Origin of the sequence: Variovorax sp. RA8, assembly GCF_901827175.1 — a bacterium.
Taxonomy (GTDB): domain Bacteria; phylum Pseudomonadota; class Gammaproteobacteria; order Burkholderiales; family Burkholderiaceae_C; genus Variovorax.
Genome location: NZ_LR594662.1, coordinates 5,198,496 through 5,223,791, shown reverse-complemented (window position 1 = coordinate 5,223,791; position 25,296 = coordinate 5,198,496). Strand labels below are relative to the sequence as shown.

General features: G+C 49.6%; 32 protein-coding genes, 1 tRNA gene and 1 pseudogene. 21 read left to right on the top strand and 13 right to left on the bottom strand.

Annotation, left to right across the window (positions count from 1 at the left end; genetic code table 11):
* Nucleotides 1-85 precede the first annotated feature (85 nt).
* Genes E5P3_RS24775 through E5P3_RS24735 form a run of 9 tightly spaced genes read left to right on the top strand, consistent with a single transcriptional unit; the run spans nt 86 to nt 8,851 of the window.
* Nucleotides 86-619, top strand: a complete 534-nt coding sequence (locus E5P3_RS24775; protein WP_162588376.1) for a hypothetical protein — start codon at nt 86-88, stop codon at nt 617-619.
* On the top strand, nt 616-2,808 hold the full coding sequence (locus E5P3_RS24770) for a type IV secretory system conjugative DNA transfer family protein (RefSeq protein WP_162588375.1): 2,193 nt from the start codon (nt 616-618) through the stop codon (nt 2,806-2,808). The genes E5P3_RS24775 and E5P3_RS24770 overlap by 4 nt, the downstream gene beginning before the upstream one ends.
* A complete protein-coding gene (locus tag E5P3_RS24765; RefSeq protein ID WP_162588374.1) occupies nt 2,805-3,878 on the top strand; it encodes a hypothetical protein in 1,074 nt (357 codons plus the stop codon). The genes E5P3_RS24770 and E5P3_RS24765 overlap by 4 nt, the downstream gene beginning before the upstream one ends.
* Complete coding sequence (locus E5P3_RS24760; protein ID WP_162588373.1) at nt 3,875-4,954, top strand: hypothetical protein; 1,080 nt, start codon at nt 3,875-3,877, stop codon at nt 4,952-4,954. Before E5P3_RS24765 ends, E5P3_RS24760 begins: the two co-directional genes overlap by 4 nt.
* Nucleotides 4,955-4,956: 2 nt before the next feature.
* The gene (locus tag E5P3_RS24755) at nt 4,957-5,820 is read left to right on the top strand and encodes a DUF4116 domain-containing protein (protein WP_162588372.1); all 864 of its coding nucleotides are present in this window, start codon (nt 4,957-4,959) and stop codon (nt 5,818-5,820) included.
* Between the two features lie 9 nt (nt 5,821-5,829).
* Nucleotides 5,830-6,270 carry a hypothetical protein gene (locus E5P3_RS24750; RefSeq protein ID WP_162588371.1) on the top strand — a complete coding sequence of 147 codons (441 nt, stop codon included), beginning with the start codon at nt 5,830-5,832 and terminating at the stop codon, nt 6,268-6,270.
* A gap of 9 nt (nt 6,271-6,279) precedes the next feature.
* Nucleotides 6,280-7,323 (top strand): DUF4116 domain-containing protein, encoded by a 1,044-nt coding sequence (locus E5P3_RS24745; RefSeq protein WP_162588370.1) that lies wholly within the window; start codon nt 6,280-6,282, stop codon nt 7,321-7,323.
* Nucleotides 7,324-7,332: 9 nt separating this feature from the next.
* Complete coding sequence (locus E5P3_RS24740; RefSeq protein WP_162588369.1) at nt 7,333-8,382, top strand: DUF4116 domain-containing protein; 1,050 nt, start codon at nt 7,333-7,335, stop codon at nt 8,380-8,382.
* Nucleotides 8,383-8,392: 10 nt separating this feature from the next.
* Entirely contained in the window at nt 8,393-8,851 is a 459-nt protein-coding gene (locus E5P3_RS24735; RefSeq protein ID WP_162588368.1) for a hypothetical protein, read from the top strand.
* Here the strand turns inward: E5P3_RS24735 and E5P3_RS24730 are convergent, their stop codons facing one another.
* Nucleotides 8,852-9,895: an ArdC family protein gene (locus E5P3_RS24730; RefSeq protein ID WP_162588367.1), complete on the bottom strand. Its 1,044-nt coding sequence runs from the start codon at nt 9,893-9,895 to the stop codon at nt 8,852-8,854.
* Nucleotides 9,896-10,029: 134 nt separating this feature from the next.
* On the opposite strand from E5P3_RS24730, the gene E5P3_RS24725 reads away from it, so the two are divergent.
* The 7 genes from E5P3_RS24725 to E5P3_RS24695 all read left to right on the top strand — a co-directional run bounded on the left by E5P3_RS24725 (nt 10,030) and on the right by E5P3_RS24695 (nt 14,360).
* Nucleotides 10,030-10,872: a transporter substrate-binding domain-containing protein gene (locus tag E5P3_RS24725; RefSeq protein ID WP_162588366.1), complete on the top strand. Its 843-nt coding sequence runs from the start codon at nt 10,030-10,032 to the stop codon at nt 10,870-10,872.
* A gap of 107 nt (nt 10,873-10,979) precedes the next feature.
* Entirely contained in the window at nt 10,980-11,474 is a 495-nt protein-coding gene (locus E5P3_RS24720; protein WP_162588365.1) for a hypothetical protein, read from the top strand.
* Between the two features lie 109 nt (nt 11,475-11,583).
* Nucleotides 11,584-12,282 carry an amino acid ABC transporter permease gene (locus tag E5P3_RS24715; protein ID WP_162588364.1) on the top strand — a complete coding sequence of 233 codons (699 nt, stop codon included), beginning with the start codon at nt 11,584-11,586 and terminating at the stop codon, nt 12,280-12,282.
* Nucleotides 12,283-12,393: 111 nt separating this feature from the next.
* Nucleotides 12,394-13,026, top strand: a complete 633-nt coding sequence (locus E5P3_RS24710; RefSeq protein ID WP_162588363.1) for an amino acid ABC transporter permease — start codon at nt 12,394-12,396, stop codon at nt 13,024-13,026.
* The gene (locus E5P3_RS24705; protein ID WP_162588362.1) at nt 13,023-13,265 is read left to right on the top strand and encodes a hypothetical protein; all 243 of its coding nucleotides are present in this window, start codon (nt 13,023-13,025) and stop codon (nt 13,263-13,265) included. Before E5P3_RS24710 ends, E5P3_RS24705 begins: the two co-directional genes overlap by 4 nt.
* Complete coding sequence (locus tag E5P3_RS24700) at nt 13,262-13,984, top strand: amino acid ABC transporter ATP-binding protein (protein ID WP_162588361.1); 723 nt, start codon at nt 13,262-13,264, stop codon at nt 13,982-13,984. The genes E5P3_RS24705 and E5P3_RS24700 overlap by 4 nt, the downstream gene beginning before the upstream one ends.
* A gap of 10 nt (nt 13,985-13,994) precedes the next feature.
* Nucleotides 13,995-14,360 (top strand): hypothetical protein, encoded by a 366-nt coding sequence (locus E5P3_RS24695; RefSeq protein WP_162588360.1) that lies wholly within the window; start codon nt 13,995-13,997, stop codon nt 14,358-14,360.
* Nucleotides 14,361-14,408: 48 nt separating this feature from the next.
* Here the strand turns inward: E5P3_RS24695 and E5P3_RS24690 are convergent, their stop codons facing one another.
* The gene (locus E5P3_RS24690; RefSeq protein ID WP_162588359.1) at nt 14,409-14,804 is read right to left on the bottom strand and encodes a hypothetical protein; all 396 of its coding nucleotides are present in this window, start codon (nt 14,802-14,804) and stop codon (nt 14,409-14,411) included.
* Between the two features lie 106 nt (nt 14,805-14,910).
* Here E5P3_RS24690 and E5P3_RS24685 point away from each other — a divergent pair, with 106 nt between their 5' ends.
* Nucleotides 14,911-15,144, top strand: a complete 234-nt coding sequence (locus E5P3_RS24685) for a hypothetical protein (protein ID WP_162588358.1) — start codon at nt 14,911-14,913, stop codon at nt 15,142-15,144.
* Between the two features lie 18 nt (nt 15,145-15,162).
* Here E5P3_RS24685 and E5P3_RS24680 read toward each other — a convergent pair whose 3' ends face one another.
* Nucleotides 15,163-16,020: a hypothetical protein gene (locus E5P3_RS24680; protein ID WP_162588357.1), complete on the bottom strand. Its 858-nt coding sequence runs from the start codon at nt 16,018-16,020 to the stop codon at nt 15,163-15,165.
* On the bottom strand, nt 16,017-16,526 hold the full coding sequence (locus tag E5P3_RS24675) for a hypothetical protein (protein ID WP_162588356.1): 510 nt from the start codon (nt 16,524-16,526) through the stop codon (nt 16,017-16,019). The genes E5P3_RS24680 and E5P3_RS24675 overlap by 4 nt, the downstream gene beginning before the upstream one ends.
* A gap of 146 nt (nt 16,527-16,672) precedes the next feature.
* Here E5P3_RS24675 and E5P3_RS24670 point away from each other — a divergent pair, with 146 nt between their 5' ends.
* Entirely contained in the window at nt 16,673-17,020 is a 348-nt protein-coding gene (locus E5P3_RS24670) for a helix-turn-helix domain-containing protein (protein ID WP_162588355.1), read from the top strand.
* Here E5P3_RS24670 and E5P3_RS24665 read toward each other — a convergent pair.
* The 3 genes from E5P3_RS24665 to E5P3_RS24655 all read right to left on the bottom strand — a co-directional run bounded on the left by E5P3_RS24665 (nt 17,007) and on the right by E5P3_RS24655 (nt 19,669).
* Complete coding sequence (locus tag E5P3_RS24665; RefSeq protein WP_162588354.1) at nt 17,007-18,419, bottom strand: integrase family protein; 1,413 nt, start codon at nt 18,417-18,419, stop codon at nt 17,007-17,009. The genes E5P3_RS24670 and E5P3_RS24665 overlap by 14 nt on opposite strands.
* A gap of 240 nt (nt 18,420-18,659) precedes the next feature.
* Nucleotides 18,660-19,385, bottom strand: a complete 726-nt coding sequence (locus tag E5P3_RS24660) for an HpcH/HpaI aldolase/citrate lyase family protein (protein ID WP_162588353.1) — start codon at nt 19,383-19,385, stop codon at nt 18,660-18,662.
* 122 nt (nt 19,386-19,507) lie between these two features.
* Nucleotides 19,508-19,669: a hypothetical protein gene (locus tag E5P3_RS24655; protein WP_162588352.1), complete on the bottom strand. Its 162-nt coding sequence runs from the start codon at nt 19,667-19,669 to the stop codon at nt 19,508-19,510.
* Between the two features lie 65 nt (nt 19,670-19,734).
* On the opposite strand from E5P3_RS24655, the gene E5P3_RS24650 reads away from it, so the two are divergent.
* The 3 genes and pseudogenes from E5P3_RS24650 (at nt 19,735) to E5P3_RS24640 (ending at nt 21,305) form a co-directional block, all read left to right on the top strand.
* Entirely contained in the window at nt 19,735-20,217 is a 483-nt protein-coding gene (locus E5P3_RS24650; protein ID WP_162588351.1) for a hypothetical protein, read from the top strand.
* Nucleotides 20,218-20,232: 15 nt separating this feature from the next.
* Nucleotides 20,233-21,117, top strand: a pseudogene (locus E5P3_RS24645) (NAD(P)-dependent oxidoreductase); the annotation flags it as partial.
* Nucleotides 21,118-21,228: 111 nt separating this feature from the next.
* A tRNA-Arg gene (locus E5P3_RS24640) sits at nt 21,229-21,305 on the top strand.
* 80 nt (nt 21,306-21,385) lie between these two features.
* Here E5P3_RS24640 and E5P3_RS24635 read toward each other — a convergent pair.
* From E5P3_RS24635 to E5P3_RS24610, 6 genes are read right to left on the bottom strand one after another with little or no spacing between them, the layout of a single operon-like run.
* Nucleotides 21,386-22,273 (bottom strand): tyrosine-type recombinase/integrase, encoded by an 888-nt coding sequence (locus E5P3_RS24635; protein ID WP_162588349.1) that lies wholly within the window; start codon nt 22,271-22,273, stop codon nt 21,386-21,388.
* A 20-nt stretch (nt 22,274-22,293) separates the two neighbouring features.
* Entirely contained in the window at nt 22,294-22,734 is a 441-nt protein-coding gene (locus E5P3_RS24630) for a hypothetical protein (protein ID WP_162588348.1), read from the bottom strand.
* A complete protein-coding gene (locus E5P3_RS24625) occupies nt 22,731-23,174 on the bottom strand; it encodes a ribonuclease H family protein (protein ID WP_162588347.1) in 444 nt (147 codons plus the stop codon). The genes E5P3_RS24630 and E5P3_RS24625 overlap by 4 nt, the downstream gene beginning before the upstream one ends.
* The gene (locus E5P3_RS24620) at nt 23,171-23,848 is read right to left on the bottom strand and encodes a hypothetical protein (protein ID WP_162588346.1); all 678 of its coding nucleotides are present in this window, start codon (nt 23,846-23,848) and stop codon (nt 23,171-23,173) included. Before E5P3_RS24620 ends, E5P3_RS24625 begins: the two co-directional genes overlap by 4 nt.
* Nucleotides 23,845-24,567, bottom strand: a complete 723-nt coding sequence (locus E5P3_RS24615) for a hypothetical protein (protein ID WP_162588345.1) — start codon at nt 24,565-24,567, stop codon at nt 23,845-23,847. Before E5P3_RS24615 ends, E5P3_RS24620 begins: the two co-directional genes overlap by 4 nt.
* Nucleotides 24,564-25,115, bottom strand: a complete 552-nt coding sequence (locus E5P3_RS24610) for a hypothetical protein (RefSeq protein WP_162588344.1) — start codon at nt 25,113-25,115, stop codon at nt 24,564-24,566. The genes E5P3_RS24615 and E5P3_RS24610 overlap by 4 nt, the downstream gene beginning before the upstream one ends.
* Nucleotides 25,116-25,296: the final 181 nt, after the last annotated feature.

Genomic DNA, 25,296 nt, shown 5'->3' with positions numbered 1-25,296 from the left:
TTATTGTTCAATTAATACTAGCAAAGATATTGCAATTTGCAATATATCTGCTAAATATATATCTACAACAAAAAGGAATCGAACAATGAAAATATCAATCCGTTCACGATTACTCATTCTCATAGGGCGAGTAATTTATGGTGATCCAAGAGGTTTTGGGCTTGATTGCAGTGCTGAAGAGTTTTATGCAATCCCAAATGACCGATCAGCCATCAACCAAACTCATCTTCACCCAGACTCTGTTGGAGGATGGCAAGCATTATGGAGAAACACCATGATTGACCAAGTAAGAATGAAAGTCTTTAAAAATATGGCTATTGCTGCAACTATCGCAAGTGCAACAATCTTCTTTAGTGGCTCATTATTAATAAGTGGTGTAGTAAAAGGAAAAGAGCTTGTTTCTGAAGTTAAAGCAAAAAGCCGAATCGCAGATGCAAAAGAAGAACAAGCAAACACCGCGAACAAACAACAGAAGATTCAAGCACGAGCAAAAGAAATCGTGGCTGAATTAACAGAAATTCAAAAGCAAACAGTTGAAGGAAAGATTGACAAGGAAACTTTTGAGAAAAAACAAAATGCCTTGGCTGAAGAATACAAAAAACTACAGGAGGCATTATGAAATTTAGAGCACTATCACTTTTATTCCCGATGGGGAAAGTTCTACATGAGGCACGAGAGTTTGCTGACGACTGCTGGCTTCGTCATGATGTTCCACACGGCAAAAATGTTCCACCTGACTTAGACGATAAGGAAGGAACCGGACAGCTCAATTCAAAAGGCTACCCAGTAGCTGGCATGCTGCTTGTTGAAAGTTCAGCGAGTGGCACTGCCAGTCCTGCACTACCTTTATATATAAGCTTGTATGCCCTAGTGGCTGTACTTATGGGGCTTCTACCTCAACTTGGATTGGGAGCGGTTGCGCCAGCCATCTTGCTTGCATATTTCATTGGGTTTTATTGCTTCTTCGGAGGACTGAAAACTGTTCTCTTCTCATTAGTTACTGTAGGTGCATCAACAGTGATTCCCATGCTAGGCGGTCCGTTGGCTGCAATCGGCATGAAGGCAAGCTTTGTTCAAGATATTTTTAATTTAATTCCAGCCTTTGCTCCACTTGCATATTTGGAATTTACAAACAGGAAGATTGCTTCAAAGCTTGCACGCCAAGGAACTGAAAACGCAGGAGCAAGTTTTAGAGCACCAAAGTCAAGACCCAATGAGGAAAGACATATTCAGGCCTTTAATGCAAACGAGGACAAAAGTCCACTGGTTGACCATGGGACAGCTACAGGCACTCTTACTTCAAATGGCGACAGCTATGCCCCAGATAAAGGCTTGTCAATGGTTCAAAGTCAGGATGACTTAGGGACTCACGTGCACATCTTTGGATCAACAGGAACTGGAAAAACCGCATTACTAAGAAAGATACTTAAAAGTCTTAAATCAAATGGCACTTCAATAAACGGTATCTTCATCATGGATGGCAAAGGTTACTTAGCGAGAGATTGCGCTAAATACCTTGATTTCATTATTGATGAGAAAGTTAAGAACCTCAACTTGCTTGAAGGCTTCACGCCAGAACAGTTTGCAGACATGTTGAAAACATTGAACAGCCCAGCAGGTGGAGAAACTGGTAATTCAAAGTTCTTTTCAGACACAGCAAGAAATCTAGTGTTTATTGGCTCGGTCTTTCATGAAGCAATTGTTGACCAGGAGCTTGGAAAATTTAATTTAACTACAAGATTCCAAGTCATCACTCAACTTGGCGAAAAAGCACCTGAGGGTGAAAAACACCCATTGCTTGCATTGATTGGAAACCATCCTGACTTTGGGAAAGAAGGAAGTCTTTTAACGGATGCTGCACTGACCTTTGGTGCATTACAAGAAAACGATGGGGAGACACTTAAAAATGTAATGGCTAGCGTCAATGCATGGTTTGCACCATTCTTCCAAAACAAGCTTCTTCGTCATCTTGCCGACAGCACAACTTCAGATATTGAAATCGTAGATGTGATGAAAGGATTGAGCATTGGGATTTGCTTTCCTGAGGCTTTGTTTCCAACAGCGGGTGTCATATACAGCAAGTTTTTAAAAGCAAAGTTATACAGAGCAATCCAAGCCCGTGGAGACAATTGGAAAAAGTCCGGTGGATCTCAAGTCTTCTTTATTGCTGATGAAGTGCAACGACTGATCGATTCATCAGATTTGGCAATGCTTCCAATAGCAAGATCCCTTGGACTCTCTTGCATATTTGCAACTCAAAACGTGGATTCGTATTTCGCTGAATTCCCCAAAGACAAAGCTCTTGCAATGTTGGATTCTTTTGGGTCAATCATTTCTTATAAATCCAGTGCTCCAACATATGAATATGTGAAGGATCGCATTGGTAAAGATAGAGTTTGGGTTGAGCAAATTCAAGCTGGCATGATTTCATACAGCTTGACTAACAGAATCATCATGGCTAGTCCAATGAATGACCCTAACAACAATCATAGAAGGTGGATGAAGATACTTTCTATGAATGCATTTGCTAAATTGTTTAGAAGCGACGGCATAGAAGGTATTGGAAATAATGGTAGTGGTCAGTATGCAACTCTGAAGCTTTCAGAACAACCTATTCACATTCTTCAAGAGAAAGATGTCCAACTTGTCAATACCAAGAAATTCTATGCAATTGCTGATCTTTCAAGAGGTGGTGCAAGAAGAAGAGATGTGATAGTCACAAACCCACTAGATTCAAATTTTGAGCCAATTAATACCAGCTATGCCGACAAGATGACTGCAAAGGCAAGATTAGGAGCTACAAAATGAAAGTAGCCAAGTCACACATTCTTGTAGCTTCCCTTGTTCTGTTCGCAGGAGCAGGCTTCTACTATGCAGGGAAGAGATCCACACAGAGCTTGGAGCCTGTCACGGCTCTTCCTGAGCTGAAGGTGATGGAGTTCAAGGGCACTGATGCGAAATTGCCTTCCATCAACTTGCTTGACCATGTGGGTGCTGAACCTAAGCAGGTACAGACACCACCTAGCCAAGTCGTGTCCAGCTACACCCCCAAGAACAAGTCTGTAGCCCGTTCATTGGCACTATCAGAAGCTGCCAAGGGCAACTGGTACAGCAGCATCGTTTCCGAGGTGGAAGGCTTCAAAAATTTTCCCTACATGGACAACAAGGGAGCAGCAATTGGGTTTGGCTGGAACCTAGGCCAGCAGTCCGTCGCAAGGAACACAGAGTTAACGAGAGCGATCGGCCTTGACTCGGCCGCAGCCGGGCAACTGGTGGCTCTTTCTGGGGTCCAGCAGCCTTCTAGTCTCCCCCGTGCCTCCATAACACCGGATCAGGGTAGTCAAGCCGTGATGCTCATGAGAGAGCAGTACGAAGCTCCCATGAGAAAGCTTGTCCCGAGCTTCGCCAGCCTGAAGAAGAACGAGCAGGATGCATTGGTCTATCACGCCTACAAGGTGGGTGGTGGAGGTGCTGCGAAGTACATATCCATGCTCAGTGCCCTGAAGGTCTATGCGGCAGATCCTACAGAGGCGAACAAGCTGAAAGTGGCTGACACCTTCACCTACAAGTACACCCTGAATGGCAAGGTCTACACAGACGCGAGAAGCAAGCTGTACCTGGCCGCACTGTTCACCAGTCCAGAGGCATACACCTACCTCTTGGGCACAACACCGGCGCCGGCCAACTTCAACCAGGTTGCCAAGCTCGCTTCACAGAAGATTGACACCAGCAAACCGGCTGAGTCTCAGGTTCAGGACGAGTTTGGAGATGTGAAAGAAGAGCTGATGAGAACCGGCAAGCCGTTCAATCTCACTATTGCAGAGGACAAGCCTAAACCTGCACCATACAAGAATGTGTTCCTACCAGGAATATTATGAAAAAAGCACCTTCGAGTGCTTTTTTATTGCCTAAATTTGACTACATGTTTTCTTCTGCTAATTTGAATGGTATTAATCAATTAGACAAGGAAGAAGCCATGAACGATAAAAATAAGAGTTTCGTAAAAATCAACGAAGGCAACAAAGATGGAGTCAATGTCATTGTTGACAATGAGAACCAGAGGGCAATCATTGAGATGAAGAACAGCTTTGACATTTACATGGGCTTCTCACGAAGAAACCAGCAAGGCGTAACTTACGCAGAAGAGCTTCGCAATGACAACCCAGCAATGAAAGTTTTCAGTGTCCCATTCAGTGAACTTGGAAGCGACAAGCTAGTTATGAATCTCAACGAGAAGATCATGAAAGCAAGACTTGTCACCAAAGAGATTGCCAAAGAATGGGATGACTTGACTTACATCGTGACCTTTGACAGAGCCAACGGCAAAACCCCTGAATTCAAACATCCTCCATCCCCATCTAAACCATGCTGGATGGTGGGCGAAGTTGTCCATGCAGGTAAATATTTTGGAGTGCTAGAGCAAGGTGTTGACGGTGACAAACGATTCTTCCAAGTCATCAAGACCAACTCAATTCTTCAAGGCAAAGATGATTTCATGAACCGTGAGGAAGCAGTTAAAGCAAAACTTCCAATCGGCTCCAAAAAGTACCTTACCCAATACGACAAGGGAAGAATCTCAGTTGCCGACTACACACCCAAGCAGGTCGCAGTGCCTGAAGCTGTAGCTCTTCCAATCAACCGCGAACAAAAAGATGCCCTTATGGCTTTTCGTGAAGCTCATGGAGCCGAGTGGAAGGACAAGCTGGGTGTCATGTGGATGGAGGCGAGCTATCCAGGTGTACCCAAGGCGAATGCTCCGCTGCTTCAACAAGTACGCAATGAGCAAGGCCCTGAGTGGTTGCACAACCTCAAGGACAAGGACTTGTACCTAGGCACTGTGAGAGAGCCTGTAGCCAAACCTGAGCCAGTCGCCAAGAAAGAGGAAGTTAAGGCAGAGCCAGCAACCAAAAAGCCATTAGCGAAGAGAACCAAAAAACTTGCTCAGGAGATGTAAGCATGACATCAAGATTCACTATTTCAAAAGAACAAATGTTGAGTTCCCTGAAACACCCAGCATTTCCAGTACCTATCTACGCACATTTTGAGCCACATAAAGATGACAAAGAAGTTGCTCTTGCGGCGGTTTCTAAAAGAGGCGACCTACTCCAATTGTTCAACAGTTCATTACAAGATGACAAAGAAGTTGTGATGGAAGCAGTTACGGAGAATCCAAGATCAATCAGGTACGCAGGCGAGGAGTGTTGCAAAGATAAAGACATCGCTCGCCAAGTCCTATACAACGACAAGAAAGCGGACGTACTTCGATATTTTTCCGATGAAATAAGAAACGACTATGCATTGATTGCTAGTGCTCTTCCAAACATCCAGAGTGCTGGCTATGAAATTCGCAGCGACAAATCTCTGATGAGTGAAGCTGTTAAAGCTCGGCCTCAACAATTTGGATGGTCAATGCCAAAACTCTTTGATGATAAGGAATATTGCATGATGGCAATAAACATTGACACTGCAAACGTAAGAAATCTTCCTGAAAACCACCCTTTATTAAGAGACAGAGCTTTAGCACTGGAAACAGTATCCAAGAATCATGAAACTCTTGGAACCTTCAAATTTTTCCATGATGACCCTGAAATAATTCATGCAGCCTACATGCGAGAGGAGTGGGAGTATAGCGATAAGAATCCCAATAGAACAATCAACACAAACGAAGATTCCGTTATCGAATTATTCGCATCTGAGCGAATTCAAAATGCATGTAGGGGCAACGATCCCCACAAGGCACTGAACTCACTTGTCCTTCTCGATAAGCTATCTAACAACCTTGCACCAAAAAAATCACAAAAGCTAACTATGAAAATCTAAGGGGACATCATGGAAGAAAAGAAATCACGTTTTGCACTAGCTCTTGAAGCACTCTCAAACAAAACCAAGGCTGTTGCCTCAAACATTTACTTATCGCAAAGCCCTAGCAGCAACCTCTATTGTGAGAACCACATAGACCATCTAAACACCAAGCTTCAGAAGCACGGCTACAGGATAGTCAAGAACGAGATGCAGGGAGGTGAATGGATTGAGTACGGCTACCAGGTGCAGTCCTTCATCCCAAAGACACCTACTGCCGACATGAAGAAGAAAACTATCTTCTTTACTGAATCGCCTTCACAGCTTGATAGCTGGCTTGAAAAGAATTTATCAAAGCAACTTGGATGGAGCGCCACACAAGCACCAGAGCAGTCCAAGGAAATCAAGTTCAAGCCTGCTACACCAACAACAACAAGAGCCAGGACAAACCAACCAACAATGAATATTTAAGGAGACATCATGGGATTCGCACAACAACTAGAAAAATTAAGTGGTCAGCCGATGGAGGAACAAAACCTTCTTGTGAAAAGCTATAACGATCTCAAAGAATACATATGGGACAAGAAGGTTGACAACTTTATGAAAGAAGTTGAATTGAAAGGGCCTTCAGCTCTGCAAGGCAGTCCCTATGAAGACAATAAGAAAGTTATCCTAAAAGTTATTGAATCAGAAGCACAATTTAGAGCAGACATTGATCGTTCAGATCACATCCAAGACAGATATTGGGGAAACTTGTCAAATCATGAGGGCAAAAATAATGGAATTGACCCTGAGGAAAAGTACCCGTTAACTAAGGATGAGATTTCCAGATTGAAGACTTATGGTACGGAGCGCAGGCACACTTCTGTATTGAAGTTTGTCAGCGATGCAATGCAAGAAGATCTAACAGTATGTTTACAAGCCGTGAAATCTCTAGGCGGTGGTGAAATTCAATACATGGGGAATGCACCTTGTGACAATATTGAGATCGCCAAAGAAGGTCTTCTGAGTTATCAGAATGAAGTTCACGGAGGACACTACTGTGCGATGGAACCTTTCAGTGAAAGGTTAAAAGACAGTAAAGAACTTGTCATGTTTGCGGTTAAGCAGAATGGACAAAACCTTCAATATGCATCAGACAGATTGAAGGATGACGAGGATGTTGCATGGGCATCTCTTCACGATTACGAAATAGACGGCATGGCTTTCATATCTGAAAGACTTCGTAATGATTCAGAGCTTGCACAAGCCGCAGTTGAATGGAACGGCTGTAAGCTTGAACATTTCTCCGATGAAATCAAGGCCGATAAAGCAATCGTATTAAAGGCATGCAAAAGTTATGAAGAAACTAAACAGTTTAACTTTGCCCTCGTACATGCAAGCTCAGAAATTCAACAAGCAGTTGGAGATGGCGACCCCGTGCAAATTTTGACCAAAGCCATCGCTCAAGAGAAATTTTCAAATTCACTTGAGAAGAAGCTTGTACCAAAGGCTGAGGCATCAACAAGAAAAATTAAAATATAAGGAGTTAGTATGGGATTCGCACAACAACTAGAAAAACTAAGTGGTCAGCCGATGGAGGAACAAAACCTTCTTGTGAAAAGCTATAACGATCTCAAGAGCTATCTGTCAGACAGGAAAGACAAAGCCATGGAGGAGAAGATATTGAAGCACGGTATCAAAGCGATTGAGAACACAGCATATGCCAAGGATGAAAAGATGGTGCTTTATGCCATCCATAACGAAAAAAGCTTTATGGGAATGTTAGGAGTACATACTTCCAAAATGACTGAGGCAGAAAAGCAAGAAGATAAATTTATCAAAGAATCTGCTCATCCATCTAGAGAACAATGCCAAGAAGTGATGAAGTATGTTTCTCCAGAATGCTCCTCTTACAGAGATATTGCTTTGTTCACAATCTCCACCATGAGTGGTGATAACTACAACCATCTCTCAGACAGTCTCAGGAACGAAAAAGATGTGACTCTTGAAGCTGTCCACTACGCTCCATGGTTATACGAGACACTTCCAAATACGTTTAAAGAGGACATTGATGTCATATTTAGTGCTTTGAAAAGCAAGCCAGAAGTTCTTGAATTTGCACCAGCACAGTTTAAAGACCACGAACAACTGCTACTTCAAACCATACAGCCTGAACATAACGACCTCACTAACACTGGCATCAAGTTCGCATCTGACCGCCTGAAAAATGACAAAGCCTTTGCACTTGAATTCCTTGCTAAGTCCGGTGACTCACTTCCAGCTTTTAGCGATGCAATAAGAGCTGACAGAGAATGTGTAATAGTTGCAGTTAGAGCATTCCCGCTATCTTTTGAGGATGCGTCCAAAGAACTGCGAGAGGACAGAGGAGTTGCCCTTGAGGCTATCAAGAATTGCGATCCGCAGGATTGGTATCTTAAAGCCGTGCTGTCCCATGCCTCACCAGTGATACAAGCCATGGCAGGCACTTCCAATGAGGTTGCTAACCTTACCAAAGGGATTGCAACTGAGAAGTTCTCACAGTCCCTTGAACATAAACTTGCACCCAAGGTTGAAACACGAACAAGAAAAATGAAAATATAAGGAGCTGGCGATGGAAACGAAAAGAAGAACAACAATGGACAAAATCGATGACTGGTTTGACAATCAATACTTATCTGAAGGTCATGCATCTGGCTTGTTCAGTCAAGAGCATATTGATGTTTTGAACGAGAAGCTCAGACCTCACAATGTCTGGATCAACATGAAGACGCCACAAGGCGATGCCATAGACACGACTTGGTATGCAGTAGAAAAGCTGAAGGTCCGTGAACCTGTCACCGGATGGAAGAAGATTGGGAGTTTTTTTAGCAATCCTGTAGAGGAAACCTTGCTCAACACGAACAACACGAAGAAGCTTCAGAACTTCCTCAACTCACGCTTTTCGAAAGAGCTTGGATACGACACCAGCAAACCTGCTGAGCCCGTTCGTGAGATGCCTGAGCCCACATACAGGCCCAAGCTTCAGAGCCCCAAAAAGCCTCCTGTCAAAGGTCGTTATTTGGGCATGTGATTACATGCTCATCACTGGTGCTTTCTTCATCTCCACTGCACGGGCTGGAGCCACCACTTTCTCCAATATCCAATCTTTCTTCATCTCAAGCTCAAGCTTGTGTTCCTGATGGTGACCAATGTTGTAGTCAGTAGATTTACTTGCCTGCGAAGAAGCCTTAAAAATGGCGAACTTGTCATTTTTAAGAATTGAAATCCAATTATTTAGATATGCACCATGCTGGGTCAAAGTAGATGGATCATATTGAATTCCTAATTTAGAACCTAGCATGTAGCTGCCAATCTCAGCCACAAGTTCTTCAAAGGCGTAGTCTGGAGTTCCAAACTTCCCTGTTTGATTTCTCTTCAGGGCTGGTCCTGTGGCATGTGATTCTTCGTGCAGGAGAGTGGTGTAGTAAGCCTCTGTGGACACAAAAAGATCCTTGTTAGGCATGTGGATGCTGTGCTGTACAGGTGAGTAGTACGCCTGACCTACTTCACTGTGTGTCACCTTCAGCCCAGTACGAGCCACCAATGCGTCTTTTAGAAGTTCAATCTCCGAGTGGTCTACAACCTTGTTCACCTGGACTATGTAAGGCTCCAGCCCTTCAATCTGAGTTCCATTGAAGACTGTGCCAGCTCGGACATAACCCCAGCGAGTAGAGACATCACCGTAGTTTTCTGCCTCTTCAGCACTTAGAGAGACCACCTTGTCGCCGTCCTTTCTAGAGAAGAACTGCATAGCCTTGAACACGGTAAATCCTTTGGCCCCTTTCTTGATATGCATTTCTGTCCCAGTTTCTTCAGCCATCGCTTTGACATTGTTGAATGTCATAAATCGTGGGTCATTAAAGTTTGCTGATAGCAGCGCCAGGAAGTTGATGCCTTTGTACTCAGTGTTTGTCATGGGATTAAATGGTGGCGTGGTGCAAGTCAACCATTTCTTTTGAAACTTGCTGTCAATTGCTTCCTCCATCATCGCAATCACTTTGTCATTGACTTCCTGAATGTGATCCTTAGGTTCGTAGTCTTTATCCTTCTTCGCCCATTTTCCTTTTGTTGCCATACATGCTCCCATCGTTCATTAATCTAAATAACTTAGCAGAAATGAATAATGAGTCAATTAATTATCAAGAGATATTGACAATCACAATATCTTTGCTAATGTAGATTCATTCATAACAACAAAAAGGAGACATTATGAACATTTTAAAAGCAACAGCATTAAGTTTGGCATTGACATTATCTGGCTTCGCCTTCGCTGGTGAAACCATAGACAAATTAAAAGAAACAAAAACCATCACTTTCGGATCTAGAGACACTTCAGTGCCTTACAGCTACGCAGATGCACAAGGTAGATATGTTGGCTATAGCCAGGACTTGGGTATGGAGTTCAAAAGATTCATTGAAAAGAAATACAACTTGGACTTAACAGTCAACAAGGTTTCAGTCAACGGACAAACTAGACAGCCTTTGGTGGTCAACAAAGTAATTGAGTTAGAAACAGGCTCTACAAGCTACACAGAAGAAAGAGCAAAAGCAGTCAACTTCATGATTGTTGATGCTGACCCAGTTGTTCCAGCAGTGTTGTCCACTGACACATCAATCAAATCCTTGGAAGACTTCAAAGGCAAAACTGTTGCAGTCGTAGCAGGAACTACAGGCGAGAAAATCTTCAAGAAATTGAATGCTGAAAAGGGATGGGGAACTACTCTTGTCTTAGCAAAAGACTATCCACAAGGCTATTTATTAGTAGAACAAGGCCGTGCAGTTGGCCTAGTGACAAATAGCGTGTTACTTGCTGGCGAAATCGCTAAGTTGAAAACTACCAAGTTCAAAGTTTTGAACAATGTTGTAGTTGGTGAAGCTGAGTTAATCGGCATCATGTACGGAAAACAAGACGCAGAGTTCACCGCAGACTTCAAGGAGTTTGAAGCCAAAGTTAAATCTGATGGCACTTTGGAAAAGTTATACACCAAATGGTTTGCTCCACTTGGTTTGAAATGGACACCAGAGCAAAGAAAAGCAGTGCTAGGCAAATAAGACCAACCACAAACAAGAAAAGCACCTACGGGTGCTTTTTTATTGCCCAAGAGATATTGCTTTTCACAATATATTTGCTATCTTAAAAAGAACAACAGGGAGATGACATGAGCAAAAATAGTAATCGAAAGATAAGCGGAAAGTTTTATTATGAACTTAAAAAAATAAGGACACAAATACCGCACGAGAAGACTTCTGCCTCAGAACCAACTAAGAAACAAAAATGGGAAATGAAAGTTCACGAGCACAACAAGTCTTTTTTTGACTCCCTTGGCAATCATGTGCGTGCATACTGGCGCTATGCCATACCCGACAATACAACATGCACAGCCAACATACATTTCGGACAGAACGGTTTCAATTTTAAGTACGAACTAAGACCAAGGGAGTTTTGTAAGTTTACTTCTCGTGGGATTGATGTAATGCTAACTAGGTTGATTGTTCAGTTTTATGCGAAGAATTTCCACGAAATTGACCAAGCAATCGTTCAAGAAAACCGTTTGAAGATGAAAGCTCTAATTCATTTGCGCTACATAACGAGACATGTGGCAGACACCGTGGTCGCAAACAAAACAACTCAAGATGAAGAAACTACTGTATGAAAATGACCAACAAACTAACTAAGCACCTACGGGTGCTTTTTTATTGCCCAAGAGATATTGCTTTTCACAATATATTTGCTATCTTGATATAACAACAAGAAGGAATATCATGGACTTTAATTTTTTATCTGAGAAAGTAGCGACCGGCGAAAATCAAACTTATCTTGACTGGGTACTCACAGGAGCCCTCACCACAGTCACAGTTTCAGGACTGGCTTTTATGCTGGCTCTCGCCCTTGGAGTGGTCATCGGTTCTCTACGAACCACCACCGGCATCAAGAAGAAGCTCGCTGACACCTACTTTGAGGTTGTCCGTTCTGTGCCGTTCTTGGCTCAGGTGTTCATTGGCTACTTCGTGCTTCCAGTCATCCTCTTCCCAGAGGCAGTGAAGACCATGAACCCAGACCATCTCATCTTCACTGTAGGAACCCTGAGCCTTGCCATCTACATGAGCAGCCGTATAGCCGCACAGGTCACAGCAGGCATACAAGCCCTACCCAGATCGCAAGCAGCCGCGTCCAAGGCTCTAGGCTTCAACCAGGTGCAGACATACATCAGGTTCCTCGTGCCTCAAGCCCTCAGGAACATTGCGCCGAGTTTGACCAGCGAAGCGATGAACACTGTGAAGAACAGTGCAGTGATTTCTACTATCGGGTTGTTGGACTTGACCAAGCAAGCGCAAACAATCATTGACTACACAGCTAAGCCCTACGAAGCGTTCCTATGCATCTTGATTGGTTATCTCATCATCAACTTCTCGGTGAAAGGACTTGCCTATTTGATTGAGAAAAAGACAAAGCTAGCCTGATTCTTGAACCATTCATATAAAGCACCTTCAGGTGCTTTTTTTATTTCTCAAGAGATATTGCTTTTCACAATATATTTGCTATCTTGAATAATAACAACAAGGTAGACAAATATGGAAATTATTATCAATGGATTTATAACTACAGCAACCATCACAGCAGTTGCTTTGGTTTTTGGGCTGATGCTGGGAACAGTTCTGGCAATGTGCCGAACTCTCAAGATTCCAGTTGCTGACCAACTCGCACGAGTCTACATAGACGCTTTTCGCTCTCTGCCTCTAGTCCTCATCATCTTTGGCTTCTACTTGGTTGCACCAGGCATCGTCAAAACAATGTTTGGCATTAATGGTGACATCCGCATGGCATGTGCCTTGATTGCCTTCAGTCTGTTTGAGGCTGCTTACTTCGCTGAGATTCTTCGCTCAGGCTTCAATGCCATACCTAAGAATCAACTTGCAGCCTGCAAGTCTAATGGCTTCACAACACTTCAAAGCTATCGCTATGTGTTGATACCACAAGCTATCAAGAACAGTCTGCCAGTTCTAGTCACACAATCCATCATTCTTTTCCAAGACACAGCACTTGTGTATGTCATAGGTTTGACCGACTTCTTTGGGTCAATGGTCAAGACTGGTGAAATGAATGGCAACATGCCAGGAATGATATTGGCAGGCAGTGCAGTGTATTTAGTGCTTTGTGTAGCTCTTCAAAGAGTCGCCAACAGATTGCAAAGAGGTGCGGTATGAACATAGACAAGCACCTAGAGAAGTTAGGTTATGACCTTCACAAGCTCCCGCCAGAACATTTAGCCGTCGTCATTGATGTTATGACAAATCTAACATTCAACGAAAGAGTTCAGCCGGTCATCGTCATAGTTAGGGAGCTTGACCTGAACCTTAGAGAAACAGAGCTATTGATAGAAAAAATTAAGAATATTGCACAGTGCAGTTTCGACAGAAAACAACAACAAAAGGAAGAAAAATGATTCAATTAAACAATGTCAGCAAGAGCTATGGAGCTTCACAGGTTCTAAGCAACGTGAATCTCACGATTAAAAAAGGAGATGTGGTTGTTATTTGCGGGCCTTCAGGCTCAGGCAAGTCCACTCTCATCAAGACCATCAACGGCTTGGAGCCAATCAACAACGGCAACATCTTCTTGGAGGGAATGGATACCGCCCTCATGGAGCCAGTGAGCCTGCACAAGACCGTAGGCATGGTGTTCCAGGACTTCGCACTATTTGCCAACATGACAGTGCTGGACAACCTTGTAGGCCCTCAGGTGCACGTGCATGGCATAGACCGTGAAGACGCAACTCTCAAGGCGAAGGTACAGCTTGCAGCAGTAGGCATGAGAGATCACGCCGACAAGTACCCAAGCCAGCTCTCAGGCGGCCAGCAGCAGCGTGTAGCGATTGCAAGAGCCTTGGTGGTCAATCCTGACTATCTCCTGTTTGATGAGCCAACCAGTGCACTTGACCCTGAATCCGTTCAAGACATCTTGGACATCATGACCGACCTAGCCGTCAACAAGAAGATGACTTTGGTTGTCGTGACTCATGAAATGGGATTCGCCAAGCAAGTTGCCAACAGGATTGTCTTCATGGCTGACGGAAAGATTGTGGAAGAAGCGAAGTCTGATGAATTCTTCGCAAGTCCTAAGTCTCCACGAGCACAAGCATTTCTTTCAAAAATAATCAGATAAGGAGACACCCATGATTGAATACAGCGTAAGACAAATAAGCTTTTTATCAAGCGATGAATACAACCCTGCAAAGCTACAAGCGATTGCCAAACATTTTCAAATTGGAAACTCAAGAGCTTGCTTGTTCTGCCTTCAATATGTTTATGGTTTGGAGAGCTACAAAGGCCCGAAGTGGACAGCGGAAGAGCCAAAGACAGTGAAATCAGTGTTCCTGCCTTTCCAGCCTCAACAGTTGGTCAAGGCAGAATCCATGGCAAAAAGTCTAGGCATCAACTTAGGAGAGCTTTGCAAGAGAGCAATCTATGAAACAAGTAAACAATTGGAAGAAGGAAAACTTGACCCCTACCATCCAAGAGTCACAAAGTTCTTTCAATGAAAAAAGCCAGCGAGATGCTGGCTTTTCTATATTCCAAAATTTTAAAGCTCATATCTTCACTGATTTGCTTTCTTTCTTCTCGCTCAATGTCTCAATGAGCTTTCTTTGAAGCTCCCAAGCCGCATAGACATTCTTTGTCTCCTCATCTGCATAGTCCATCACTTGCTCACCACACTTGAGCATGGTCAACAGGTCATCAAGGTTCAGGTTCTCCATGTAGATCCGCATGAGAGTCTCGCAGTGCTTGCGAAGCTGGCTGTAGTCCCACTGGGCTTCAACACTGGTGGTGCCCTCGTTCCAGTAGTCGGACTCAGGAGCATTGCCACCCACCATCTCTACATACTGGTTCCATCCAGCTTCTGCCGTAGCTTCATCATTGATTGCATCCAAGCATTCTTGAACACGAAAACCCGTAAAGACCATATCTAAATAATCATCAAACATCTTTTGTCTCCTGTTGTTATGTTTATTTTAACATATATGGATTGATATTCAATTCAATCACGCTATATTGATAATAATATTCACATTAAAACAACAAGGGGACATCATGAATAAACAAATAGAAGACATGGAATCAGCGGCTCAGGGCATAGCAAACGATTTACTTATCAATCCTCATTCTGTTGAGGTTGCCTTTGTTCAGCACATCCTTTTTCTCATACATAAAAGAGAAATGAAGGAAATTAGCTTCAAAGAGTTTGTTGCCTTCACTTCCGTATGTTCATTCACCACAAAGATTGCCATAGAGAAGTCTGAAGCGAAGCCTATCCACATCCATTAAAAAAGCCCCCGAAGGGGCTTAGATGCCAGATAGGTAAGCCTTGGGCTTCTTGTCTTCTGTGTCCATGGCTTGATTCCATGCTGGATAGCCAGTTGTGTTGACTCCCAAACTTGCCAGCTTCTCAGCCACAGGGCTTTTCTCCCTCATGGCGTAGGCATACAGGTTTGGAGGTGTGAGAGGCTCTGGCACTCCAGTTCTTGCCACAAGCTTTTGGTCATTCAAATCCACGCCGTTCTTGGCAAAGATTTCCATCAGCCTTCCAGCATTGGGCAAGTTCGTGATGACCACCGACTTTGGGATGGATGTGAAGTGTTCACCTACGGCACTGGTGACAGGCATACCACCCTTCAGGAACAGATCCACCACGAGTTCATCACCCCGTTTGGCAGCTTCGTAAAACTTATAGAAGTCCCACTGGATGCCCATGTTTGCAAGTTCTACCCGAGGGTTTGAGGACTTGCCAGCTTGGATGTCTGTGAGCTTGTCATTGATAGCCTGAGTGTGCTTTTCAAGGTTCAGAATGTTCGCTTGAAGTGCACGAGCATCAGTAGACTTCGCAGCAATGAATCCACCATCGCTTGCATGCTTGCTTGAAGCCACTGCACCCACCGAGAAGGCGACAGCACAGACACCAGCACAGAACACCATACTTGAAGGAATCACACGGTTTGGAGGAACCTTCAGCACCTTCATGATGGCAAGCACCACAAAGAACAATACAACTGCACCAGCCACAAAGTTGATGTATGGAAAATATGGACGAAGGAAATCCATGATGGGAAGCAATGTTCCTGTAGCAATGAACATCGTGGCATTGATGGGAGCCAAGTGATCGGTCACGATAGTCCCATGCTTCACATAGGTTGCAGTTTTCATTTCCACACCACCCCAGAGCTTTCTTTGATTTCAGCCACCAACGAATCAGCCAAAGACAATGTGATGTACTTTGAAAGGTTTACTTGGGTGCCGAAAGTCTCAGCATAGACATATGCTGAACCTTTGCTATTGCCAAGTGCTGGAGTGTGGATGGTTCCGATATTTTGAATATCTGAGAACGGCAGATTCTTGCCTTTGATGACAAGCCCCTTGTTTGGAACTACCACAAGCTTGCTAGACGAATTTGCAATCATGTAGCAACCAATGCCAAATGTTATGAGAGTCAAGGCCAACCAGACAGGCACGGACATGAAATCACGCCCCGACCCGAACAACATGGCAACAGGCAGTGTCACTGCACATGATGCTGGCAGCATCGCAAAAACGATGAGCATGCCCACACCCGCAGCGGTTCTTGGGTTCAGCCGCTTTGATTTAAATGACAGCTCAAACGAACCATCAGGGTTCATAGTTTTTTGATAGCTTTTCTTGAAACTGCTTTCCATGTCGTCCTCGCATTGTTGATGCCCCTCCACCCAGGAAGTGCTGAACGAACTTTAACGCAGACTAGACGGAACGGGTAGACAATCATCCCGTTTCGTCCTTCTACCCGATGGGTTGAGACGCGACCATCTTTGACTAGGTGGTGCACATGGACAAAGACAGGGAATCAGCATTGGCGGTAAAGGTAGGCAAGGCGATTGCCGACCGCAGGAAAGCCGTGCCAATGACTCAAGAGGAGCTTGGAACTACTCTCAACCTTGGGATTGAGGCAATCTCTCGCATGGAGAGAGGTTCAATCATGCCTAGCATTCCAAGGCTTGTAGAAGTGGCTGAAGCCTTGGGTTGTCCTGTTCAAGACTTACTTCTTATCAGCTCTGACAGAAGCACTGAGCAAGCAATGATCCTTGCCCAAAAAATAAATCCACTATCTGCACAAGACCGTGAACAAGTCTTGGAGATAGTGGATCGTCTGGTTTCAATGCTCAAGCCTCGCTAACTTCCTGCACTTCATTTTTGCTAGCATTGTGTTTGGCAACCAGTCCAACAAACAAATTCTCTACAGACTGCAAAATCTCTTTGAGCAAGATTTCATTCTTGATGAAGTAGTGGATACCAACATCACTACGAGCATGCTTGAGGATGTAGTCAATTTCACGATCCCCATACTTGTTCAATGATGCAACCGCACTAGCCCAAGTTCTCTTCAAGTCATGGGTGCTAACAAACACAGCACCTCTTTCAGTAAGTTGATGAAAATGGTGCTTGGTGTCTTTTGGGATATGACCAGTCTTCGATTCAGGATAGTCCCAAACCCAGTTGCTTGACTTTGGATTTTTAGCCCTTCTTCTTTCCAAGATTTCATAAGCAATATCTGATAGGGGCATGGTGTAGTCATCACCATTCTTTGTCTTCTCGTATGTCACTTGCCGTTTCTTGAGGTTTACCATGTCCCAAGTCATGTTGACCATTTCAATACTACGGCCAGCTTGCAAGATTGAATATTGCATGTAGTCGGCTGCTACTTCATTGACCGCACGATAATCTAAAATAGCATTCCACCAAGTGCCAAAGACCTCTACATCAGTAAAATCAACAACTCTTGTTCTGACTCCAACCGCTTTCCATTTCTTGTAGATTGTTAAGATCTTGAATGGATTGTCCAACATTTCTTGTTTGTTGGTTTGATGATAGTTTCTTGGGATGAACCATTCAAATGCACTCATCGCAAACTTGTAGGCGATTTGATGCGTTCGCCCCATTGGTTTCAAAACACCACCAATCAATCGTTTTGGTCTTGTGATTTCCATCACTTCAAAACGATCAAGAATTTCTTTTGTGGTGATTGAGCGAAGAGGGCGATCAAGCCAACTTTCCAAGTTAACTAATTTGCCTTCACTCCATGTCTTTTTCTTCTCGTTGTAGATAAGTGTTTGGCACTGCCTTGCACCCATCATCTTGAAACATTCACCCATTGATGAGAGGGTGCCTTCAGAGCCACCATTGTTCTTGATGAGTTGTTCATTTTTGTACTCATCAAACAACCATTGAAGAGTCTGCTTATCGTTGGATTCTTCTTTTTTCTGTTCTTCAACGATGGCTCTTTTTTCAGTCTTCACCGCCCTTTTTTGCTGGTTCACGTCCACCCCGTGAGCCAGTTGAGAGATGAAGTCCTGAGCCAGCTTCCGAGCAGCCTCTAGGGTGAGTGAGCCGAACTTGCCAAGGGTGACTTTTTTGGGTGTCCCATGGGGCATCCGCTTGACGACGATGAAGGTCTTGGACTGGCTCCCCACACGGATTCCGAAGCCAGGCGTGACGGTGTCCATGACGATGCTTTGCTTGCCATCCGTGGACAGAGGCAGCTTTTTGATGAGTTCCAGAGTGAGTTTTTCAGCCATGGTGATCCTTTTGGTGGACTCACTTTAACGCGCGAGGCGTATTTAGGCTACGCATAGGCTACGGCACAACGATGCTCAACACACCTCAATGCGCCCCATCAATGCTAGAATCTCGAATCAGATCAACGGCTTAGATCTGTAGCCTAGGATTTTTCCTCTGTAGCCTAGCCTAGGGAGAGAGGGACTCATAATCCGTTGGTCCCTGGTTCAAGCCCAGGACGGCCTACCACCGCGACCCGCCTACCTGCGCATTTGTGGCACGCCCCGTAGCGCCGTATCTCCGGGACGAAGCCTCCTGGCCATCGGTCTGCGCGCCCTTGCTATGCCGCAGTGCGCGCCAGCAGGGCATTCGCCCAGGCGACCACGGGCGCATCGACCATCCGCCCGCGCCCATTGGAGCTGCTCTTCGGACGGCCTGAAGGCATCCGCCACGCTGGCGATCTGGCCGGGATGGATGCACAGCTTGCCCGCGAAGCCGGGCCGGGCGAAGGCTCGCGCGTACTTGGCCACCTCCTCGAATTCACGCACGGCCGGATGTGGTGTGTCGATGGGCGCCACGATGCCCGCGCAACGGCTGGCCAAGACGAGGCCAAGACGCGCATGCTCCAGCAGCGCAGGATGCGGATAGTCGATGCCGCAATCGGCGTGCAGGTCCAGCGCCCCGAGCAGCAACTGCCCGACGCCGGGTACGCTCGCGATCTCGGTCGCGTGTTCGAGGCCCTGCGCTGTTTCGATCAAAGGGAACAGCGTGGCCGCCGGCCACCCGACACGCAGCGCATGCAGGTCGCGCGGCGTATTCACCTTCGGGACGATCACGCCGGCCACGCGCAGACTGCCCAGCGCGGCGAGATCGTCCGCCTGATACGGCGAGTCCCCCGCGTTCACCCGCACCAGCGGTTCGTGTCCCGTTTCCTGCAGCCACCGCACCACCGCTTCACGGGCGGCGAATTTGTGCTTGGGCGCCACGCGTCTTCGAGGTCGAGGATCAGGCGACCGCCACTCGCGGCCCAGCCCTTGCCGAACCGCTCGGGCCGGTCGCTGGGCGTGAACAGCACGGCGCCGGTGCAGCGCACCGGTCTGCGGGGCCATCAGCCCTGCCGGGCCCAGGTGCGATAGCGGCTCAGCGCCTCGAGGTCGGGCGCTGCACCGAGGCTCGGCCTCTGTGGCACCGGCACGCGTCCATCGGTCACGGGCAGCAGCGATCCGACCACCGCATCACGACCCACGTTCGGATGGCAGTCGAACTCCACCAGCCCCTCACATTCCTGCGCCGCTGCTGCGCAACTCCTTCCTCAGCAACTCCATCGACGCGGGCATGGCGTGGTCACCGTACTCGGCATCGCTCGACGCGGAAGGCTTCAGGGTCGTGAGCTGGGACCCGGAGTACGCCGAGGGCGGCGTGTGCCCGCGCATGACGGGGGCGCGCCCGGACTTCCTGAAGAAGCACCCGGACGCCGGCGTCAAGCTGTTGGAACTCGAGGCGCTTGCTGCTGACGCTGTAGCAAAGAACGCGCAGCTCGCAGTCGACGCGCTGGTCAAGCGCCTGTCGCTGACGCCCGCAGTCGCCCAGGCCGCGGTCGAGCGTGTTTACCAGCAGCGCCCGACGCTGGCGCAGCAGCTCGATCCGGCGAATCCGCTTTCGATAATATCGGCCGAGGGCGGCCTGGTGGGAAAGCTGAACCTGGCGATGCAGGTTCTTCAATCGACAAAGACAATCCCTGAGCCGATCCCGCTGAAGGTCATCCAGAAAGCGGTCGATCCGCAGTACCTCAAGCGGTTCATGGCGAGCCGCCGCTGAGCAACGCAACAACGAACGAAGGAACGAGTGATGGCAAGAAGCGTCGGTATGGTGGGCATCGGCATGATGGGCCACGGGATCGCGAGCAACGTCCTCAAGCACGGGCATGAATTGCGGGTGCTGGACCACCCCGGCAACCAGCCGGTGGACGACCTCGAGGCAAAGGGTGCGCTCGTGCTCGCCAGCGCCCGCGAGGTCGCTGCCGCGTCGGACATCGTGATCCTGGTGCTGACGGGCTCGCCGCAGGTCGAGGCCGTGCTCGCGGGGGAGGGCGGCGTCCTGCAGGGGCTGCGCCCCGGCGCGGTGGTGATCGACTGCTCCACCGCCATTCCGTCGTCCACCGTGCGCATGGCGCAGGCGGTGCAGGCTGCCGGCGGCCGCTTCCTCGACTCACCGATGACGCGCACGCCGAAAGAGGCCGCGGAAGGGCGCCTGAACCTGCTGGTCGGCGGTGACGCCGCGGTGCTCGACGAAGTCCTGCCGCTCCTGCAGTGTTTCGCGGAGAACATCACGCACATGGGGCCCGTGGGTGCGGGACACAGCATGAAGCTCCTGCACAACTACGTGTCCCTCGGCATGGTGACGCTACTGGCGGAGGCCGCCGCGTGCGCGAAGACGAACGGCGTGGGAGCCGAAGCGTTCGTGGAAGTGCTGGCAAAAGGCGGCGGAGGCGGCATTGCGCTGGAGCGGCTCAAGCCGTTCCTGCTTGCCGGGGATACCTCGGGGCTGCGGTTTTCGATTGCCAATGCACGCAAGGACCTGGATTACTACAACACCATGGCCGAGGACGCCGGCGCCTACAAGACAGTTGCCGCCGCCGTGCTGTCCACGCTGGAGACCGGTTTGGCCAAAGCGCCGGACGCGTTGGTGCCGCAGCTTCCGGCGCTCCTGGGGAAGTGAGCCTTGGGTTGCACGGGCGGCGTCGGCGCCGTCTGTCCATCTGGCCGCGAGGCGCGGCACCGCATTGCGCGCGCAGGACAGCGCTGCGGGCATGCTATACTCGCAAGCTGTGCGGCTGTAGCTCAGTTGGATAGAGTACTTGGCTACGAACCAAGGGGTCGTGGGTTCGAATCCTGCCAGCCGCACCACTTTTCAGAGGGTTAGCCCGTTAGCGCGGACTAACCCTCTTCTCATTTGCGCGACTTTTTGCGCGACTTTCTTCTAACGCCTAGCCGTTCACTACCCGCAGCAGCGTCGTGCGGTCAAAGGTGTTGGTCGCCTTGTTCGCGGCCTCCACAAGCCTAGCTACTGTCGCCGTCGCATAGTGCTGCGGCATCCCCTCGATCGCATGTCCCAGAAGCAGGGCGCGGTCCTCTTCGGAAACACCCCCGTCCCGGAGCCGCTGGCCGAATGTGTGGCGAAGGTCGTGCACCCGCACCTTCTCCAGCCCAATCGACGCGCGAGCTCGCTGCCAACCCGTGTTGTTCAGCGTACCGATTCGCCGGCGCGGCAGCTCCTTCCGCCTCCCGCCTGGCTCCTTCTTCGCTGGCGGTCGGTAGGTGAACACGTATTCCTCGTGCTTCCCCCTACAGGCTTCCACGATCTTCCAAGCAGCATCGTTCAGAACCAGCACATGGTCGCGCTTGCCCTTGAACTCCGCCGCAGGAATCACGAAAACGCTGCGCTCCAGCTCCGGCACCGGCACTTCCCAGCTCCACCGAAGCCCGCACACGTTGTCATCGCGGGCGCCGGTGTTGAGCGCGAAAAGCACAGGTCGCTGGAGGTGGGTCGCGAGCACCGGAATCAGCTTCGCTTGCTCTGCCCATGACAGCGGGTACGGCGGTCTCCGCTGTGCATCCTCATCCAGCATCTCGATCAGCGGCGGTGAGGGCAGCCAGGGCCTTCCGTTGTCCCGCCAGACCCGCGCCGCACGGTTCATCACTGTTCGCACCACCTCCAGGCTGCGATTGACGGTGGAGTTCTTCGCTCCGTCCTCGTCGATCCGCTCCGACTTGAAGGTCTCCAGCGAGTCGTTGCAGACCTCGCCCATGGGCAGCTTGCCGATGTAGGGCAGCAGGATCTTGACGTGGTAGCCGATGGTCTCCAGCGAGCGCACTCCGCGCTGCCTGCATTCCATCAAGTACTTTGCCGCCCCATCTGCCCACAAGCGATCAGCGCCTGCTCGAAGTTGCTTTGCCCGCTCGTCGTCGATTTCGAGCTGACGGCGCCGAAGCCAAGCTTCTGCATCGTCTTGCGAGACCGCGCCGAGACGCTGGAAGATCCTCTCACCGAGGTACTGCTTGTTGACGACCCGTTCGCTTCCGAGAAGCTGGATCCCTTTTGTCCGAGTTCGCATTGGATTTCTCCTTTCCTTGAGCGACTCGGGCGTCCACGCTCAGAAATATACGCGTCAAGCCAGGCATCGAGCTCAAGCCGGTCGAAGGCGATCCCGCGATGACCGATGGGGATTTCAGTGATGGCAGGGCGCACCTCGGCGTCGAAGCGGTTGCGGTCCATGCCGCAGTAGCCGGGGGCGTCGCGGTGACGGACCACCCGGGGCAGGAGATGACCGCTCATGCGGCGATGCCTCTGCAGGCCGTCTCGGCGAGCTGGTCGGCCCGCTCATTGCCCAAGATGCCGGCGTGACCCTTTACCCACTGAATCTGATGCTGTGGCATGCGGGCGATCACCATCACCTGCCACAGGTCGGCGTTCGGGACGGGCACCATCGAGCCCTTGTCCTTGCGCATCCACCCGCGGCGCTCCCAACCGTTGCACCAGGAGTTGAGGCCGTTGACAACGTACTGACTGTCGCTGAGGATGCGGCCCGGCCGCTCGCCCAGCCACATCAGTGCGCGCAGCATGGCGGTCATCTCCATGCGGTTGTTGGTCGTCAGGCCCTCGGCTGGACCTTTGGCGGTGTGTATTTCGGCGCCGTTGGTGTAGGCCACGAAACCCCATCCGCCATTGGCGCTCGGGTTGGGCCAGCAAGCTCCGTCCGTGTAGATCTCGATCATGCGTGGCTCCTGAGAGCCAGGACGGGCCTGGGCGCCGGCTTGGCACCTGCTACCAAGCGCAAATGGCTTGGGCGACCAGTGTCGTTGGGTGCGGTGACCTGGTACGCCGCGAAGAAGAACTCTTCGCCGCTGCGGTATCGGCAGGTGTAGCCCCAGCGGTGTTCGACGCGAACGCCATCACGGTCGATGTACTCGCCATCCTCGGCCCTGACCGTGTGCACCTTGTAGCCCTCGCAGACCATGGCCTGGTGGCCATTGACAATCACGGAATCGCCAACCTGGAAGATCGCGCTGGCGCTGCGCAGTTGCTTGATCGCTTCGTCGCGGCCGATGTCTTTCTTCGGCGTGGTGCGAGCCAGTTCTTCCAGTTCCCGGGCGCGCTTCTGCTCTCGGCGGCTTCGCTCCTCGGGGTCGATCCCCTTCGTAAGCCGGAGTTGGCGACCGTACATCGTTGCCTGCATCCAGCGCTCGTCGTGCGCCGGCTTGGCGCCGCGGGGCTGCGGTACGCCGTCCACGAACGTAATGGACGACCGCGGCATGCCGGGGGCGCCTGGCACCTTTGCGGCTTCGATCAAGCCGGCTGCAATCAGGGCTGCTGGGCGGCCTATGTAGATGTCGCCGCTGGTGCCGGCCTCGTACTCGACACCGGGTGAAATGGTTGCGGCGGCGCTCACGACTTGTCCCCGATCACTTCAGTGATCACTGCTTGAAGACGCTCGCGGGCTTCGGCGACCTGGTTCCCGATCGCGTCGAGCATGACAATGATCCGCTCTTGCGCGCGCTCGGATGCCTCAGCATCGGAGTACTGCCACTGGCACTCCATGTGCGCCATCTCCATCAGGATCTCTGCCGAGCGGAGGTCGCCGTCTGCAATGTCGACCTCCAACCAGTCCACGCGCTTTCGGGTGGGTGCAGGGGTTTCGCGCTGCGCGGCCTCGGCCCTCGTGCCCTTGGGGAGCAGCTTCGGCAGACCCGCGCAGCAGTCGAGTTCGTTCTGTGCCCAGTCGAGCAGTTCGAATGCCTCTTTCAGCGTTCCCTCAATGCCAGAGCCCTGAGCGAGTCCGATCGCGCCCTGCAGCGCGGCCAGCGGCTTGAAGAGCGCCTCATAGTTGGCGGCGGCATCAGCTTGCGTCGGCGAGTCTTCCAGCATTGCGAGCGCGTCGCCGATCAGCAGCTCGTGTGCGACATGGTGAAGCAGTACTTCATATGGCTCGCCGCGTTCCGCGCGGTCGTAGGCAGCCTCTAGCTTTTCGTCTGCCTCGCGAATCGCTGCCTGCAGGGCTGCCAAGCGCGCCACAACGTTGCTGCCGTCGGTTGACGGCACGTAGACGGCACTCTTGCGGACGGCCTTCGCCGGGCTTTTGGCAGGCTTGATGAGGGTTGCGGCGGTCATTGCAGCGCCCCTTGCGGCAGTTCCTTGCTGTAGACCTGGTGCACCGCGGCCATTGCCTTCGAGGCCTCGAGAATGCCGCCGTCGAGTGCGGTCGTAGCAGCAGCCTCGAGCAACTGGCGCGCCTGATCTAGCAGGATGCGGCGGGCTTTGCCGATCTTGTCGCCCGGCGACCAGGCCGCGGCATTAATCAGAGCGATGCTGTCGAACAGCGTTCCGGCCATCTCGATGTCAGTCCACCTGTCGTCGTAGCTGAACATCTCCAGCTGGCCCAAGGCCATGCGCGTAAAGCGGAGGGTATCGCCGCTCCGCAGGTCTTCGTCAGGTTCGTCGAGTTCGGAGGCCAGTTGGAGGAACTCCGAAGCCCTTGCCGAACATGCGCGGGATACCCCGAGGGTGTTGCTGACTGCGCTGGCGACCTTCGTTGGCTTGCAAGTGGCGGCCTCGTTCTCGATCGGCTTGGCCGTGACGGTTCTAGAGGGAGTGACAGCAGTAGCGGCTTTGGCAACGGTTGTTGCGGTGCGACGCGACGGTGCCTTAACATTGATCATGATTTGGGTTCCTTGTCAGGGTTCTCGGATCTAGAACCCCTGGAAGCGCTCTCACCCGCCCCAGGGGTTCGCCTTTTGGATGGCCTTCGCGCTATCCGCTGCTCATCGGCGCCTCCTTTTGCGAGGCGCGAGCCTGCTCGAGAATGTGGTTGATGATCCAGTTCGCCGAGCGCTCCTGAGC